Genomic DNA, 16,950 nt, shown 5'->3' with positions numbered 1-16,950 from the left:
ATGTGCGCACTCGCGCTCGAGTCGCTTTTGCGTGCGAACAAGGCGCGGCGACTGCCGTGCAGTCACTCTGCACAAGGGAGCCGCAACGCCGTGCGCATGCAAAAGCGGCCGAGCCCCTGCTTTTCAATAGTTTGTGGGGTTGGCACCCCAGGTTCCCCGATCCTGCGTTGCGCCGCTTGCCGGTAGAGCCACTACCGGCTGCGCACCGCGCCTTGTCTCGGAAAACCTGGGGTACCAACGCGAGTGTGTACATTGTTCAGCGTTTCCCCAGGCCCGCAAAGAAGTTCACCACACGGGCCCGCTTGGACTGGCCGGGGTAGGGGTGCAGGGCCTTGAACTGGGGCGATGTCTCCTGCGGCGCCCCTTCTTCGGCCTTGTAGATGCGCACGCGCACGTCGTACCAGGCGGCTTGCCCGGTGACGGGGTCGGAGTTGGAGATCGGGCCTTCATCGCCCGGGAGCTCCTCGGAGATCAGGTGATTCAGCAGGAAACCCTTGCGCGACTCGTTGGCCTCGGGTGTCAGGTTCCAGGCCCCCGCGGCCTTGCCGATCGCGTTCCAGGTCCAGACCGTTCCGGGTTCGACCGCCTCGGAGTACTTGGCCATGCAGCGTACCCGGCCCCACTGGCTTTCCACCCAGATCCAGTCCTCGTCGTTGATCCCGGCGGCCCGCGCGGTGCGCGAATTCACGTAGAGCAGGTTGTGCGCGTGGATCTGTCGCAGCCAGGCGTTCTGGGAGTCCCAGGAGTGGTACATCGCCATCGGGCGCTGGGTGATCGCCGCCAACGGATAGGTGTGCTTGTTGGTGGTCTGGTATTCCAGCGGGTCGTAGTAGAACGGCAGCGGGTCGAAGAAGGTCTCCACGCGCTTGGCCAGATGCGCCGGCGCCTTGCGCGACGGGCCCTTACCCTGAGCGGCGGCGCGGAACTTCATCAGCACCTCGGAATAGAGGTGGATCAGGATCGGCTCGCCAAAGCGCGTGATGCGGTTGCGCTGCGACCACTCGAGATAACCCTTGTTCCAGTTGCGCATGTACTGGTAGCTGCGCGGCAGCTCGTACTGGAATACGCAGTTGTTCTGGGCGTACATCTCCCACTGGTTGGGGTTGGGTTCGCCGCGCAGGGATTTCTCCCCGCCCTTGCCGCGCCAGCCGGCCAGGAAGCCGATACCGGAGCCCGGTTCGGTCTCGTAGTTGACGACGAAGTCGGGGTAGTCGCGGAATTTGCGCTCCCCGTTCTCGTTCACGAACGCCGGCAGTTTCAGGCGCGAGCCGAGCTCGATCAGGACTTCCTGGAACGGCTTGCACTCGCCCTTGGGCGGCACCACCGGGATGCGCACCGAGTCCACCGGGCCGTCGAACTCGGAGATCGGGCGGTCCAGCATGGACATCACGTCGTGGCGTTCCAGATAGGTGGTATCCGGAAGGATCAGATCCGCGAACGCGGTCATCTCGGACTGGAACGCGTCCGCGACGACCAGGAACGGGATCTTGTAGTCCCCGTTGTCATCCTTGTCGTTCAGCATCTTGCGGACCTCTTCCGTGTTCATGGTCGAGTTCCACGCCATGTTGGCCATGAAGATCAGCAAGGTGTCGATCGGGTAGGGGTCCCCGCGCCAGGCGTTGGTGATGGCGTTGTGCATCATGCCGTGCACGGCCAGCGGGTATTCCCAGGAGAAGGCCTTGTCGAGGCGTACCGGCTCGCCCTTGTCGTCCACGAACAGGTCGTCCGGGTCCGCGGGCCAGCCGAGCACCATGCCGTCCAGCGGCTTGCCCGGCTGCACGCCCTCCGGCCCCTTGGGCGTGCGGGCGCAGGGTGGAATCGGACGCGGGAACGGCGCCTTGTGGCGGAAGCCGCCGGGGCGGTCGATGGTGCCCAGCAGCGACATCAGAATCGACAGCGAACGGATGGTGTGGAAGCCGTTGGAGTGCGCGGCCAGCCCGCGCATCGCATGGAACGACACCGGGTTCCCGGTGACGGATTCGTGTTCCACGCCCCAGGAGTCGGTCCAGGCAATGGGGAGTTCGATGCGCTGGTCGCGCGCGGTAACGCCCATTTCGTGGGCCAGCCGGCGAATGTCCTCGGCATCGATCCCGGTGATCCGGGCGGCCCATTCCGGCGTGTATTCGGCGACCCGGTCCTGCAGCAGCTGGAAGGCGGGCTTGGCCGGGGTGCCGTCATCCAGGGTGAACTCGCCGAGCAGGAAGGGATCGGCATCCGGCGTGTGGGTCGGCACCGCGCGTCCGGTCTTGCGGTCCCACCACAGTTGGTTCTGCGCGTCGTAGCAGCCCTCCTCGGGCGGATCCTCGGTGCGCAGGAACATGCCGAAGTCGTCTTGCTCCTCGTTCATGTTCACCAGCTGGCCGGCATTGCTGTAGCGGACCAGGAAGTCGCGGTCGTACAGGCCCTTGTTGATGATCTCGTGGATCAGTGCCAGCAGCAGGGCACCGTCGGTCCCGGGGCGGATCGGCACCCATTCGTCGGCGATGGCCGAGTAGCCGGTGCGCACCGGGTTGATGGAGATGAAGCGCCCGCCCTGGCGCTTGAACTTGGAGATCGCCACCTTCAGCGGGTTGGAGTGGTGGTCCTCCGCGGTGCCGATCATCACGAACAGCTTCGAGCGTTCCAGGTCGGGGCCGCCAAACTCCCAGAACGAGCCGCCGATGGTGTAGATCATGCCGGCGGCCATGTTCACCGAGCAGAAGCCGCCGTGGGCCGCGTAGTTGGGGGTGCCGAACTGCTTGGCGAACAGCCCGGTCAGGGCCTGCATCTGGTCGCGCCCGGTAAACAGGGCAAAGCGTTTCGGGTCGGTCTCGCGGATGTGCCCGAGGCGTTCGGCGAGGATCTCGAAGGTCTCTTCCCAGGAGATCGGCTCGAACTCGCCATCCCCGCGTTCGGCGCCGGCCTTGCGCCGCAGGGGCTGGGTCAGCCGCGCGGGCGAGTGCTGTTTCATGATCCCGGAGGCGCCCTTGGCGCAGATCACGCCTTCATTGATCGGGTGCTCCGGGTTGCCATCGATGTAGCGCACCTCCCCGTCGCGCAGGTGCACCCGGATGCCGCAGCGGCAGGCGCACATGTAACAGGTGGTGTTCTTGATTTCCTGCGACGGGGTCTGTGCCATAAATCGTCAACGCCTTGTAAGTTAGACAATCGCGATATACTGCAATACCCCTTACTTCGATCGGGGTTACCCCCACTATGCAGTTCCGGGGTATCCACCACAAGGGCGTCAAAGATGGATTCTTCGCGCCCGTTCGGATGCCCCGAATCGGGCCCGGGCGCAGGGCGGGTCGCGGCAGTGTTATCGTTCCGGCACCGGAATTTCACAACAGAGGCCTGCCCACCCATGAAGGTATGCATTGTTTCCGACAGTCACGACCGCGGCCCGATGCTGGCCCGCGCGATCGAGGCCGGCATTGCCGAAGGCGCCGAGGCGGTCATCCACTGTGGTGACGTGATTGGCGGCAACACGCTGCGGGCGTCACTGAAGCTGGGTGTGCCGATCCACGCGGTGCACGGCAACAACCTGGGGGACCCGGTCGCGATCTCGCGTATCGCGCACCAGTCCGATGGCCTCCTGCACTACTACGGGCTGGACGCCACCATCACCCTCGGTGGCCGGCGCATCTTCGTCACGCACTACCCCCATTACGCCCATGCGATGGCCTGCACCGGGGACTATGACCTCGTCTGCTGCGGCCACAGCCACGAGACCGAGATCCGCCAGCAGCCGCACGTGAAGGATGGCGCCACCTGGCTCGTGAATCCGGGCACCGTGGCCGGGCTTGGGGCGCCGCGGGCGACCTGGGCGCTGGGCGATCTCGAGACCATGGACTTCGCGATCCGGGCGACACCCGAGGAGAGCGCGGCCTGATCCGACTCGGTCATACGGCCCGCATTCGGCAGCGGGGTGGCGTTTCGGCGCGGGATGATCGACCCGCTTGTCAGCGCCTTCGTCTCAGGGCATCGTCTAGGAGAGGGCGCGTCATTCGTGTCCCTCTGGATTCCACCGTGGATGGAGAAACGCGATGACCGCAGAATTCCCGCACAAGCCCCTTCCGTCGCAAAAGGCGGCCCCCGGAATCGGGCTCCAGCAGGTGTCGGAGGAAGATCCCCAGGTCACCCTGGCTTCCTCGGCGCTGTGCGTAATGACCGATTTCCGCCGGGTGCCGGTTGCGACGATCGGTCCCGAGGCGACGCTCAACCAGGCGACCGAGCAGATGATCTCCCGGGGTGTCCGGCTGCTGATCGTGGTGGACTCGGAGCGCGTGCTGGGTCTGATCACGGCCCGCGACACTCAGGGGGAGCGCCCGGTCCAGATGGTGAACGAGCGCGGCATGCGGTACGACGACCTCCGGGTGCGCGACCTGATGGTGCCGCTGGATGACGTGGACCTGCTGGACATGCAGCGCGTGATGCAGGCGGACGTGGCGGATATCGTCGCGACGCTGAAGGACTGGGGACGCCAGCATGCGCTGGTCGGTCAGCGGGATCCCCAGACGGGTGAGACCCGCATCCGGGGGATATTCTCGGCGACCCAGATCGGGCGTCAGCTGGGGATTCAGGTGCAGACCTTCGACGTCGCCCGCACCTTCGCGCAGATCCAGGCGACCTTGTCCAAGACCTATTAGCCGGAGCCGACATCCGGCCACCCGCGCGAGTGTGCGGGTGGCCGGATGCCTGAACCGCGTTTCTGCTACCGGTTCAGCCCCTGGTAGTACTCCATCAGGATCTTGGCCACTTCCGGGCGGGAGAACTCGACCGGCGGTGCCTCGCCTCGGCCCAGCATCTCGCGAACCTTGGTGCCGGACAGGAGCACGAAATCCTCCTTCGTGTGGTCGGGTGCATCGCACATCATCACCACCCGGTCGAGCTTCTTCGAGTAGGCCGTGTGGTCGGCCCGGAAGATCTCGATCTCCAGCGCGCCCGCGGGTACCTCGGTGTCGAAGATCGTCTGGGCATCGAACGGCCCGTAGTAGTCCCCCACCCCGGCGTGATCACGCCCGATGATGAAGTGGGTCGCGCCCATGTTCTGGCGGAATAGCGCATGGAGCACGGCCTCGCGCGGACCGGCATAGAGCATGTCGAAGCCGTATCCGGTAATCATCACCGTGTTCGGCGGGAAGTAGAGCTCGGCCATCTTGCGAATGGCGGCGTCGCGCACCGGGGCCGGGATGTCGCCGGGCTTGAGCTTGCCCAGCAGCATGTGGATCACCACGCCGTCCGCATCGAGTTGCTCCATGGCCATGCGGCACAGCTCTTCGTGGGCGCGGTGCATCGGGTTGCGGGTCTGAAACGCGACCACCCGGTTCCAGCCGCGTTCCGAGATCTCGTTGCGGATCTCGACGGCGGTGCGGAAGGTGTCGGGGAAATCGTCCTGGAAGTACGAGAAGTGGAGCACCTGGATGGGCCCCGATACGCAGACGCGGCCCACGCTGTTGAAGGCGGCGACCCCGGGGTGTTCCATGTCGGTCGTGCCGTAGACCTTTTCGGTCATGGTCGCCATCTGCTCGGGCGTGAATTCCTCGATCGCCTCGACCTCCTGGATGGCGAGGACCGGGTTCCCCTCCATGTTCGGGTCACGCAGGGCAATCCGCTTGGCCCCGCGAATGGCGTCCGCATCCTCCAGCAGGTTGACCATGGGCACCGGGAAAAACAGGCCGCTGGTGGTTCGCATGTTCTCCGCGCAGCTCATGGCGTCGGCGACATTCATGAACCCGGTCAGCGGCGTGAAATAGCCGCCGCCCATCATGACGGCGTTGCCGGCGGCGCCGGAGCTGATGACCACGGAGGGCAGGGTCTCGGCCTCCTGCAGCAGGGCGTGGTGTTGATCGGGGTCGTAGACGAACAGGGGCTTCAGGGTGTCTGCACCGTGCGGTTTGATCATGGGGCTTTCTCTCCTGCCGACGCTGGATGTGAACTGCATGGATGGGGTGGTCTGTGCCACACGTAAGTCGTGTTCGGGGCGCATGCGCCCACCCGGTTGACGGGTCGGGCGCGCTGCTGGTCGACCCCGAACGTAGCACAAGATAGTCCATAAAGGTTCGGGTTTCTTGACCGCCCCCGCAGCCGCACATCCGGATCTGTCCGCCCGTCAAGGCCGTCACCCCTGCCCGGGGAGCGCCTCGATCAGCGGCCGTTATCCCTTTGTCTCACCCGGCCCGGGCGTTCGCTCCGGTGCCATCGCTGGCGCCCCGGACCCGCGTGCTGCGGGCAGCGGGCGGTGCGCGGCCCCTGGCCAGCCTGGCGGCTTGCGATGGCGTCTGCCCGGGCCGCTAGATAAGCGTTTCCATAAATAAGCATATGACCTCATTCATCAGGCTTATGCGCGGGGAAGCAAGTTTGATTTGAAGCAAAAGATCGAGTTGGCACAGACTCGGTGTGCCCATTGGACACTCTGAGGAGGCCTGACGCCGTGATCACTAGCAATCCCTTTGCCGAACTGGCTGCGTTTATTCCACCAGCCGCAATGCAGGCGTATGTCGTGCTCATGGTCATTCTGGTGGCCGCCGGCACGATCCTCGACATGATGCACAAGAGGAGTGCCCAGTACTTCTTCGAGAACGCCAAGAAAGCCGAGAAGAACGCGACCCGCAGCGTGAGCGGCGGCGAGAAATTCTCCCAGGCCATGCAGACCCTGGGGAAAGAGGTCATCACCTCCGGTGAATTCAAGAACCCGAAGCGACGCGCGTCCCATCTGTTCACCATGTGGGGCTTTGTCCTGTTCGTGGTCTCCTCCGCGGTCCTGATCTTTGGCTACGCCAGCGAGCCCGCCGCGGGCGTGTGGCCGGTCCTGTGGCATCTGGGCGCCCTGTCGCTGGCCTTCGGCGGCTACTGGTTCTGGTTCTTCATTCGCGTCGACGTCTACTCCGAGGGTCGTCGCTGGTACCAGCTGGTCCGGGCCGATCTGTTCATCGTGTCGCTGCTGGCGATGTCGACCTTCGCCATCCTGTGGTCGCTGACCCAGGGCACCGGCGCCCTCGGGTGGCTGTTCTTCGCGCTCTTCCTCGCGGCGACCACGACCCTGTTCGCGACCGTCTACTGGTCCAAGTTCGCGCACATGTTCTTCAAGCCTGCCGCGGCCTACCAGAAGCGCATTACCCGTGCCGATGGCTCCGCCGAGAACCTCCCGACCCTCACGCGCGACGATCCCGAGCAGCAGCAGCGCCATTCCATGGAACTGCTGCGCGATGCGCCGATGGAGATGGGGAAGGGTATCCAGCGTGAAGCGCCGCACCACTACTAGCCATTAACCCGAACACCAGCATCGATCGAGGACAACCATGCCAACTTTCGTATACATGACCCGTTGCGATGGCTGTGGGTACTGCGTGGACATCTGCCCGTCAGACATCATGCATATCGACGAAACCACCCGTCGCGCCTACAACATCGAGCCCAACATGTGCTGGGAATGCTTTTCCTGCGTGAAGGCCTGCCCGCACCATGCGATTGACGTGCGCGGCTACGCGGACTTCGCGCCACTGGGGCACAGCGTGCGCGTCGATCGCGACGAAGAGCGCGGCACCATTGCCTGGAAGATCAAGTTCCGCGACGGTCGGGAGAAGGACTTCCTGTCGCCGATTACCACCAAGCCCTGGGGCAAGCACATCCCGCAGCTGGCGGACGTCCCCGCACCCGACAAGTCCATGCGCGACAGCCAGCTGTTGTTCAACGAGCCCAAGTACATCCGGATGGATGAGGGGGATCTGCACACGCTTGAGGCCGCCGGTCTCAAACTGAAAGAAGGGGTGTACTACTGATGGCCTACAAGACAATCGTCGAAGACAACATCGACATCCTGGTCTGTGGCGCCGGGCTCGGCGGCACGGGTGCCGCCTGGGAGGCTCGCTTCTGGGGTCAGGACAAGAAGGTCGTGATTGCCGAAAAGGCCAACATCGACCGTTCCGGCGCGGTGGCCCAGGGCCTGTACGCGATCAACTGCTACATGGGCACCCGCTGGGGCGAGAACAACCCCGAGGACCATGTGCGCTACGCCCGTATCGACCTGATGGGCATGGTGCGCGAGGACCTGCTGTTCGACATGGCGCGCCACGTGGACTCCACCGTGCACCAGTTCGAGGAGTGGGGCCTGCCCCTGATGCGCGACCCGAAGACGGGCGCCTATCAGCGAGAAGGTCGCTGGCAGATCATGATCCACGGCGAGTCCTACAAGCCGATCGTGGCCGAGGCCGCCAAGAAGTCCGCGGACACGATCTACAACCGGATCTGCGTGACCCATCTGCTGATGGACGAGTCCAAGGAGAACCGGGTCGCCGGCGCCGTGGGCTTCAATGTGCGCACCGGCAACTACCACGTCTTCAAGTCGAAGTCGGTGATCGTGGCCGCCGGTGGCGCCTCGATGATCTTCAAGCCGCGTTCGGTCGGTGAAGGTGCGGGTCGCGTCTGGTATGCCCCGTGGTCTTCCGGCTCGGCCTATGGCCTGCTGATCAACGCCGGTGCCAAGATGACCCAGATGGAGAACCGCATCGTGCTGGCCCGCTTCAAGGATGGCTACGGTCCGGTGGGTGCGTACTTCCTGCATCTGAAGACCCGTACGCAGAACTGCAACGGGGAAGAGTACGAATCCAAGTGGTGGCCGCAGCTGCAGGAGATGGTCGGCAAGGAATACCTGGATCCGGAGGTCTCTCACCGGACGCATCGCCCGATCCCGACCTGCCTGCGCAACCATGCGTTCCTGAACGAGGTGAACGCGGGCCGTGGCCCGATCCACATGGTCACCATGGAGGCCTTCCAGGACCCGCACCTTGAAGAGGTGGGCTGGGAAAACTTCCTGGGCATGACCGTCGGCCAGGCCGTCCTGTGGGCCGCCACCGACGTGGACCCCAAGAACGAGAACCCCGAGCTGACCACCTCGGAGCCCTACGTGATGGGCTCGCACGCCACGGGTTGTGGCGCCTGGTGCTCTGGTCCGGAGGATGTTTCCCCGCCCGAGTACTTCTGGGGCTACAACCGCATGACCAGTGTCGAGGGCCTGTTCGGTGCCGGCGATGCCGTGGGCGGTACGCCGCACGCGTTCTCCTCCGGTTCCTTCACCGAGGGCCGTCTGGCCGCGAAGGCCGCCTGCAAGTACATCGACGATGGCAAGGCCGACGGCATCCGTGTCTCCGATTCGCAGATCAACAAGCTGAAAGAGGAGATCTATAAGCCGCTGGAGCACTACAAGGTCTACAGCAACGAGGTCGTGGCCGGTTCGGTCAATCCGAACTTCATCAACCCGCGCCAGGGTCTTGACCGCCTGCAGAAGCTGATGGATGAATACTGTGGCGGCGTAACGGTCAGCTACATGACCAACGAGAAGCTGCTCAATATCGGCCTGAAGAAGATGCACATCCTCGAAGAGGACCTCGAGAAGCTGGCGGCGGAGGACATCCACGAGCTGCTGCGTGCCTGGGAGCTGAAGCACCGCGTGCGCACCGCCGAGAGCGTCTTCCACCACACCCTGTTCCGCAAGGAAACCCGCTGGCCGGGCTACTACTACCGCGGCGACTACATGAAGCTCGATGACAAGAACTGGCACCACCTGACGGTTTCGCGTCGTGACCCGAAGACGGGCGAGTACACCATGGAGAAGGCGCCCTGCTACCACCTGGTCGACAAGGACGAGGCGCCGGCCAAGGAGGCCGAGAAGGAGGAAGCCTAGGGTGCTGCGGTGGCGGTGGCGGGGCCGCAGCCGGCCTCGCCACCATGCTCGGCAGCCGCGATGACCCACGCGTTCGCGCGTCGGTCATCCCTTTCAACCGCCACACCTGAGGGTTTTCAATATGACCAGTGCAGCTGAAGCACAGACGTTGCCGGAGACCTCGATGAACATCATCGACCACTCCGACCAGGAGATCCTCGAGATTGCCCACCCCATCTGGAGCGACCTGATCAAGCACTCCAACAAGGGGCAGTACGGCAAGTTCGTCCGCCGGTTCTCCTACCACCTGCTGTTTGGCCTCAACGAGGTCGAGGTGGGCAAGCAGTTCGCCCAGAGCGAGTTGACCCGCAATCTCAGCGAGGACTGGGATTTCCTGGGCATTATTCGCCGTGGCGAGCATGTCACCGTCCTGTATCGCGTGCGCAGCACGAAGAAGGAGGGCGAGTGGCTGGGCCGGATGGTCCTCGGCTACGAGGAAGGCGAGGTACGCATCTTCGGTGCGTCCATTTTCTGACAATGCGGGACTGTTCATGACCGAAGTAATCAAGGACAACAAGTACGTCGAGCTGAACTACCAGGTGATCGACCAGAAAACCGGCCAGGTGCTGACCGAGGTCGAGTTCCCGCTGGGCTATGTCCACGGCGTCAACGAGGTCCTGTCGCCCCAGGTCATGGGCGAGCTGGAAGGCCGTGCCCAGGGCGAAACCATCGAAGTGCCGATCGACTGCAACGCCCTCTATGGCCCGCGCGACGAGTCGCTCGTGATCACGGACGCGATCGAAAACGTGCCGGAGGAGTACCGCGAGGTGGGGACCGCCATCCTGATGGAGAACGATCGCGGCCAGACCAAGAGCTTCTTGGTGACACGGCTCGACGACAAGACCATCACCATCGACGGCAACAATCCACTGTGCGGCCGTCAGGTGATCTTCAAGCTGAACATCCTGCTGGTACGCGATGCCACCGACGAGGAAATCGCACACGGTGGCAAGGTGGAGTCGGGCCCGGAGATCGACAGCGGGCGCGCGGTCCCTATCGAGTGATGGAGCAGGCGTTCGGCGCGTGAGTATGTCGGGGCAGGGCGACGCCAGTTCTCCGCCCCTCTTTTTTCATCGAAGCGAGGTGAATGCACCATGAGTCAGCAATCCGACAAGAAGCACCCGGAAGTGCCGGACGGCAAGTCACGCTTTCTGGTAACCCGGCAGATGAAGCCCAACGAAAAGGGCTTCGTCGGCTACGAGACCATCTGGGAACCCTTCCAGAAGGAAGCCGAGTACCAGACCCCCAAACGTCCGTGACGCGGCCAGCCGCCGAACCCCCCGGATTTGGCGGCTGTTTTTATCCAGCCGGTCCACAGGGCGGCACCTCGCCGATGGTGATGGGGCGATGGTGATCGGCCGGTCAACGGGCGTTCGCCGGATCACGAAAGTTGATTGACCGGGCTCGCGGCTAGCCTTCTATCAATCCTGCGGCACGGAAGCCGAGGTCTCAGCAAAGGAATGCGTTCATGAAGCGTGCATCTCTCGCGGGCGTCCTGCCTGCCTTCGCCCTGGCGCTTGCCACGGGCTGCAGTTCTTCCTATCCCGATCAGGCCGAGTTCGACTTTGGCGAGCTGCCCATCGCCGATCAGGCCCAGGCGCGCGGGCTTCTCGAGGAGGTCGAGGCCGGCTGGTCGCTGACCGTATCCGTCGAGGCCGCCGTAGCCGACCTGGAGCCGGCCGCGGTCCACCTTGAGGCGCTCTCCGAACAGCTGGCCGCAGAGACGGTCTCCGATCTGACCCTGATGGTGGAAGGCGAGCCGGCCGACCAGTTGCAGGCGGCCTATGCCACCTTCACCGACAAGCGCCGCGCCGTCCATGACAACTTCGAGCGCGAGCAGGCAGAAGCGCGCGCGGAACTGGAACAGGCGCGCGAGGAGCTGGCGGCCGAACGCAGCGAGCTGGAGGAGAACCTCGCGGCCATCGACGCCTTCGTCGAAGAGGAGCGCGAGGCGGTGGAAGCGGTCGAGGCCGAGATCGAGGCCCTGGAAGCGAAGCAGGCCGAGATTGCCGACTCCGTCCTCGCCGCACTGAACGAGGCCATCATGGAGCACGAGCTGCCGGTGCGCCCGGTGGCGCGGTTCGACGGCTATTCGTGGCGCTCCTGGGAGGTGGACGCCAGTCGCTCCTGCCCCAGTGCCGACAGCCCTTTACAGATCGATGCGCGTGCTACCCACGGGGTGTGCGTGATGGTGTCCGGCCGCCCGTATCGCGGCGGCGAAGCCGTGAACGCGCAACTGGACCCGATCCTGGCCTCCGGTCTGCTCGACTACTACGAACTGGACGAAACGATTGGCGTGACGGGCGGGTTCCGGCGGCGCGCACCCGAGGGCACCCTGCGGGCCGACCTGGCCGATGCCCGCAAGGTCCTGGACGATCGTTTGATCGTGGCGGAAAACCGCTTTGGTACCCGGCGCGACCTCGGCCGCGAGGAGACCCTCCTGAACCGCCGCGCCACGTCGCTGGATCGTCAGCAGCAGCAACTGGAAAACCAGAGCGTGCGCAGCTTCGAGTATTCGGACGAGCGCTCGGCGCTGCGGTCCGCCGAACAGGCCTACGGTCAGGCGTTGCTGGCGCAGACGGTGGCGGCGCATGTGCAGCCGGTGGGCGACATGACCGCCGATCACGTATTTCCGCTCGGGTCGCGCGATAGTACCGCCATCCTCGTCATCCAGACCCGCGAGCGCGGCCTGCGCAGGGGCATGGATACGGTCCTCACGCTGTTCCGGCTGGAGCTCGACGATACCTATGCCGACTATGACCGTGTGCCGATACACGGCGAGCGCGACAACATGGCCTTTGCCCGCTTCCGCGGCGAGGCGACCCGGGACGAGGCAAACCGGCGCGTCTATCTGGCCCTGGCGCGCGAGCTGACCCGCTAGCTTCGTGTCGGTGAATCCGCGTTTCCCCGGGTCCAGACTCGGGCACGACCTGTTACCTGCAATAACTCAGGAGGAGTGCAATGATGATCAAGAAAGGACTGGCTGCGGCGGGCGTCGCGTTTGTACTGGCGGGGTGTTCTGGTGGTGGCCCGTCGACCGCCGACATCGAGGCGGTGATGGCCCAGATGGTCGCGGCCAGCGGCCTCGGCGCACAGGGCGTCTCGGTCGATATCCACAGCAGCGACTGCAGCGAGGTGGACGGGGGCGTCTTTGACTGTCAGGTGGATGCCACGGTGTCCGCTGGCGGGTACTCGGAGGATCTCACCGATCGCCTTCGGCTGGTCGAGGGTTCCAGTGGCTGGGAACCCGCCTTCTAAGCGCGCCCGACGAAAGGCCTCCCACAAAACTAAAAGCCCCGCCGGGGCGTAGTCCGGCGGGGCTCGTAAAACGGGGACGGCGGTCCTGGCCGCCGGCCCCGGTGTTGCCCGGTCAGAAGTCGTAACGCATCCCGATCGAGAGGGCGGTAGCGGTCTCGCCACCCACACCCGGCTGGCTGACGCTCTTGGCGGCATTCCACGGCGCCAGGGCCGAGTTGTCGTCGTTGTCGACCATTGCGATGTTGCCGTAGAAGCGCAGGTCGCTGTCGAGGCGGTATTCCAGGCCCAGGGCGTACATCGTTGCGTCAGCATCCGCCAGATCGGAATCCAGCTGGAAGACGTGACCGTTCAGGTACATGCTCGGGGTCAGGCGGAACTGGCCGCCGAGGCCGTAGATATCCGCATCGTCACCACTGGTGGTTTCCGAGTTCTGGTAGAAGGCGCCCATGCGAAAGGCCGGGGTGATGCGATAGCCGACGGCCAGGCGCCAGGCATCCGGGTTCACATCGCCATCTTCCTGCTTCTCGTAGGCCAGAGCGCCGGTCAGGTCGCCCATACTCAGGTTCAGAGATGTGGAGTAGGCCTTGTTCGGGGCCCCGTCGGCGGTGGTGGCGCCGTCCGTCTCGTTCGAGTACTGGATGTTCCAGGTTAGGCCGCCGAAGCTCGGGGTCTGGTAGTGGATGCTGTTGTTGAAACGCTCGTCGAAGCGGCCGGTCTGCGCGGCGGAACGGGTCAGGTTGCGCATGTCGCCGATCTGGTCGCCAAAGAAGTTGGCCGGGCCGCGGGCGCGCTTGAACGGGGTGTCGAACTTGCCGATACGCAGCATGCCCCACTCGGAGCCCTTCAGGCCCACAAAGGTGTCGCGGGTCGCGAAGTTTGTGCCGTTGGTGTCGAAGTCGATCTGTTGTTCGATCTGGAACATCCCGACCAGCTGCTCGCGGAACTCGCGCTCGCCCTTGAAGCCCAGACGGCTGGAATTGCTCGAGACATTGAACTCGTTGTAGTCGGCGCCGTCGTCGAGGACATCGGCGGACAGGTGGGCGCGGCCGTACAGCGTCCAGTCGGCAGTGGCCAGGGCCGGTACGACCAGACCGGCCGCAATCAGGCTGGTCAGCAGTTGCTTGCGATTCATGGGTTTCTCCCCTATTGGAATGTGCAGGTTGGCGAGACGCGAAGCCGTCCCGACAGGGCGCAAGCATGGGGAGGGCGAGTGACGTGTCCGTTACGGGGCGGTGAAGATCGCGTTAAAACGCGACACTGTTGCGCAAATGAAACACCTGGGCCGGGAACCTGCCAGCGAGGGGCGAGTCCTCTGAAGAGCGGGCAGGCTCGACGCCCGCCATGATGCAGTACCGAATGGGAGGGACCGAGGTGGTGCGACGGCCGGATCCGACGTTCTCTGGACGCGTACGCTGGCCGCTATTCGCCGGTCTTCTGGTGGCGGCCACGGCACAGGCCGACGACGAAGCACTGGTCCTGGATCCCGTCGAAGTCACCGTCACCGCACCCAGGCTGGCCACGCCGCTGGCGGACCTGCCGGCCGCGGTATCGCGCGTGGACGAGCGCCAGGCGACCGAGGGGCGGCAGGGCCTGCAGCTGGACGAGGCGCTCAATCGTGTGCCGGGGCTGTTCGCCCAGAACCGCTACAACTTTGCGCAGGACGCGCGCATCTCCATCCGCGGCTTCGGCTCGCGGGCGCCGTTCGGGGTGCGCGGGCTACGCATCCTGCAGGACGGCATCCCCGAGACCACCCCCGACGGCCAGTCACAGGTGGACGCGATCGACCTGCTGAACCTGCGCGACATCGAGGTGCTGCGCGGACCCAGCGCCGCGCTGTACGGCAATGCCTCCGGAGGCGTGATCTCGGCGCGCACCCGCGACGGCCGCGACCCGCGTGGCTTTGGTGGCGGGGTGCTGCTGGGCAGCTACGGTTATCGCCGCGCCGAGGCCATCGCCGAACAGGACCACGGCACCCATCGCTATTCCCTGACCGCCCACGACTTCGCGATCGACGGCTACCGCGACCAGTCCACCGCCGAGAAGCGCTACCTGCGCCTGCACACCGCCTCGGAGCTGGAGGCCGGCACGCTGAACTTCCACCTGCGCTACCTCGATGCTCCCCGCACCGACGACCCCGGCGGGCTCACCCGCGAGGAGATGCGTCAGAACCGGCGCGCGGCCGCCCCGCTGGCCACGGCCCTTGACAGTACCCAGGCGGCCGAGCAGCTCACGACGGGGTTGCAGTGGGAACAGTCCCTCGGACCCGGCGAGCTGCGCCTCGGGGGGTTCTGGACCCAGCGCGACTACGCGCAGCAACTGCCATTCCCCGGTGACTCGCGGGTGGCCTACGAACGTGACTTCTACGGCCTCAACGCCCAGTACGAACAGGACATCGGGCCGACCCGGGTGCTGACCGGGATCGACCTGGAAGAGCAGCGTGACGACCGCACCCGGCGCTGTACGTCGGGGACTTTCGCACCGGGGCTGGACTGTGACGAAGACGAGGTCGTTGGAGATCTGGCCCTGGACCAGCTAGAGCGCGCCCGCTCGCGAGGAGTGTTTATACAAACCGACACCGCGCTGGGGTCCAACTGGAACATGGTGGTCGGCGCCCGTCATGACCGTATCAGGATGTCGATCCGGGACGACTTCTTCGACCAACTCGACGACCCGGACAGCGCTACAGACGACTCCGGGCGCCGCAGCTTCCGGGAAACGAGCGGGATGGCGGGGTTGATCTGGCACTTCCAGCCGGAGTACCGGGCCTTCGTGAATGTGGCCACCAACTTCGAGACGCCGACCTTCACCGAATTCGCCAACCCCGATGGCGGTGGCTTTGATCCCGACGTAGAGCCGCAGCGGGCGCGCAGCATCGAGGTCGGAATCCGCCGCGAGAGCCAGCATCTTTCGTGGGAGGCATCGGCCTACGCGACTCGGGTGCGTGACGAGCTTTCCCCTTATCAGATAGAGGGGCAAGGCGACCGTACGTTCTATACCAACGCGGGGCGCACTGCCCGCGATGGGCTGGAACTTGCGGTGGAGTGGCATGCGGCGCCTCAGTGGACCCTCAGCGGGGCATATTCCCTGAGCGATTTCCGATTTCGCGAGTTCGAGGATGTGGAAGGGGTGCGTCACGATGGCAACCGCCTGCCCGGGCTGCCGCGCGAGCAGCTGTTCCTGGAGGCCGACTGGCGCCAGGGGCCCTTCTTTTTTACCGTCGATGCGCTGTACACGGGCGCGCGCTATGTGAACGACGCCAATGACGAACGCGTGGGCGGACAGACCACGCTGAACCTGCGCGCGGGCCGCCACTGGCAGGATGGCAACGCCCATGTCGAGGCCTTCGTGGCCGCGAACAACCTGCTGGACGCGGACAGCGTCGACAACATCCGCATTAATGCCAACCAGGGACGCTACTACGAGCCGGCCCCGGGCCTGACCCTGATGGCGGGGATGCGCATGACCTTCGGGCGCTAACGCGCGCCACCATGCCGGACCCTGAGCCGTCATTGCGAGGAGGCGAAGCCGACGAAGCAATCTCTCTCCGAATACACCGCGTTGCCAGAGTTCGGAGATTACTCGCTGCGCTCGCCCTTCGGGCCGGCCTGCGGCCGTTCAACGCGCTTCGCGCCTTTGTGCCACGTCGGCTTCGCCTCCTCAATGGGATGGACGCCCCCGCCCTATTACGGCATCGCGATGTGCCAGAGTGGGGGTGATCACTCTCACTCGAAGAAGACGGAGGCGTCCACATGCAGGTTACAACACTCGGTATTGATCTCGCGAAGAACGTGTTCCAGGTCCACGGTGTGGATGCGCAGGGCCGGCAGGTGTTTTCGAAGGCGCTGCGGCGCAGCCAGTTGCGCAACTTCGTCGCCCAGCTGCCGGCCTGCCGGATCGGCATGGAGGCCTGCGGGAGTGCCCATTACTGGGCGCGTGAGTTGCAGGCGCTGGGGCACGAGGTGCGGCTGATGGCGCCGCAGTTCGTGAAGCCC

14 protein-coding genes and 1 pseudogene are annotated in these 16,950 nt (G+C 64.9%); 12 read left to right on the top strand and 3 right to left on the bottom strand.

The window, feature by feature from the left end; genetic code table 11:
• Positions 1 to 256: 256 nt before the first annotated feature.
• Entirely contained in the window at positions 257 to 3,118 is a 2,862-nt protein-coding gene (locus tag H609_RS0107025) for a molybdopterin oxidoreductase family protein (protein ID WP_018877188.1), read from the bottom strand.
• 225 nt (positions 3,119 to 3,343) lie between these two features.
• Here H609_RS0107025 and H609_RS0107020 point away from each other — a divergent pair, with 225 nt between their 5' ends.
• Together H609_RS0107020 and H609_RS0107015 are read left to right on the top strand one after the other, a co-directional pair.
• Positions 3,344 to 3,871: a metallophosphoesterase family protein gene (locus tag H609_RS0107020; RefSeq protein ID WP_018867722.1), complete on the top strand. Its 528-nt coding sequence runs from the start codon at positions 3,344 to 3,346 to the stop codon at positions 3,869 to 3,871.
• A 154-nt stretch (positions 3,872 to 4,025) separates the two neighbouring features.
• Complete coding sequence (locus H609_RS0107015) at positions 4,026 to 4,628, top strand: CBS domain-containing protein (RefSeq protein WP_028484640.1); 603 nt, start codon at positions 4,026 to 4,028, stop codon at positions 4,626 to 4,628.
• 65 nt (positions 4,629 to 4,693) lie between these two features.
• Here the strand turns inward: H609_RS0107015 and sat are convergent, their stop codons facing one another.
• Positions 4,694 to 5,884: a sulfate adenylyltransferase gene (gene sat / locus H609_RS0107010; protein ID WP_028484639.1), complete on the bottom strand. Its 1,191-nt coding sequence runs from the start codon at positions 5,882 to 5,884 to the stop codon at positions 4,694 to 4,696.
• 582 nt (positions 5,885 to 6,466) lie between these two features.
• Between sat and H609_RS0107005 the strand changes: the two genes are divergently transcribed.
• From H609_RS0107005 to H609_RS0106970, 8 genes are all read left to right on the top strand, one after another.
• The gene (locus tag H609_RS0107005) at positions 6,467 to 7,243 is read left to right on the top strand and encodes a hypothetical protein (protein ID WP_019583005.1); all 777 of its coding nucleotides are present in this window, start codon (positions 6,467 to 6,469) and stop codon (positions 7,241 to 7,243) included.
• Between the two features lie 37 nt (positions 7,244 to 7,280).
• The gene (aprB, locus tag H609_RS0107000) at positions 7,281 to 7,760 is read left to right on the top strand and encodes an adenylyl-sulfate reductase subunit beta (RefSeq protein ID WP_038028264.1); all 480 of its coding nucleotides are present in this window, start codon (positions 7,281 to 7,283) and stop codon (positions 7,758 to 7,760) included.
• Entirely contained in the window at positions 7,760 to 9,661 is a 1,902-nt protein-coding gene (gene aprA, locus H609_RS0106995; RefSeq protein ID WP_018867727.1) for an adenylyl-sulfate reductase subunit alpha, read from the top strand. Before aprB ends, aprA begins: the two co-directional genes overlap by 1 nt.
• Positions 9,662 to 9,824: 163 nt before the next feature.
• On the top strand, positions 9,825 to 10,175 hold the full coding sequence (locus H609_RS0106990; protein WP_018867728.1) for a hypothetical protein: 351 nt from the start codon (positions 9,825 to 9,827) through the stop codon (positions 10,173 to 10,175).
• Positions 10,176 to 10,191: 16 nt separating this feature from the next.
• Entirely contained in the window at positions 10,192 to 10,704 is a 513-nt protein-coding gene (locus H609_RS0106985; protein ID WP_018867729.1) for a peptidylprolyl isomerase, read from the top strand.
• A gap of 90 nt (positions 10,705 to 10,794) precedes the next feature.
• A complete protein-coding gene (locus H609_RS14240) occupies positions 10,795 to 10,959 on the top strand; it encodes a hypothetical protein (protein ID WP_017942944.1) in 165 nt (54 codons plus the stop codon).
• A gap of 209 nt (positions 10,960 to 11,168) precedes the next feature.
• The gene (locus H609_RS0106975) at positions 11,169 to 12,581 is read left to right on the top strand and encodes a hypothetical protein (protein ID WP_018867730.1); all 1,413 of its coding nucleotides are present in this window, start codon (positions 11,169 to 11,171) and stop codon (positions 12,579 to 12,581) included.
• 80 nt (positions 12,582 to 12,661) lie between these two features.
• Positions 12,662 to 12,958: a hypothetical protein gene (locus tag H609_RS0106970; RefSeq protein WP_018867731.1), complete on the top strand. Its 297-nt coding sequence runs from the start codon at positions 12,662 to 12,664 to the stop codon at positions 12,956 to 12,958.
• A gap of 112 nt (positions 12,959 to 13,070) precedes the next feature.
• On the opposite strand, the gene H609_RS0106965 is transcribed toward H609_RS0106970, so the two are convergent.
• Positions 13,071 to 14,090, bottom strand: coding sequence for a porin (locus H609_RS0106965; RefSeq protein WP_018867732.1), 1,020 nt, complete (start codon positions 14,088 to 14,090; stop codon positions 13,071 to 13,073).
• A gap of 224 nt (positions 14,091 to 14,314) precedes the next feature.
• Here H609_RS0106965 and H609_RS0106960 point away from each other — a divergent pair, with 224 nt between their 5' ends.
• Positions 14,315 to 16,435 (top strand): TonB-dependent receptor, encoded by a 2,121-nt coding sequence (locus tag H609_RS0106960; protein WP_051206765.1) that lies wholly within the window; start codon positions 14,315 to 14,317, stop codon positions 16,433 to 16,435.
• A gap of 272 nt (positions 16,436 to 16,707) precedes the next feature.
• Positions 16,708 to 16,950, top strand: a pseudogene (locus H609_RS0106955) (IS110 family transposase); the annotation flags it as partial.

The organism is Thioalkalivibrio sp. ALE17, from assembly GCF_000425605.1.
Classification (GTDB): domain Bacteria; phylum Pseudomonadota; class Gammaproteobacteria; order Ectothiorhodospirales; family Ectothiorhodospiraceae; genus Thioalkalivibrio.
The sequence above is the reverse complement of the archived record's forward strand: the minus strand, read 5'-3'. Positions and strand labels throughout refer to the sequence as shown.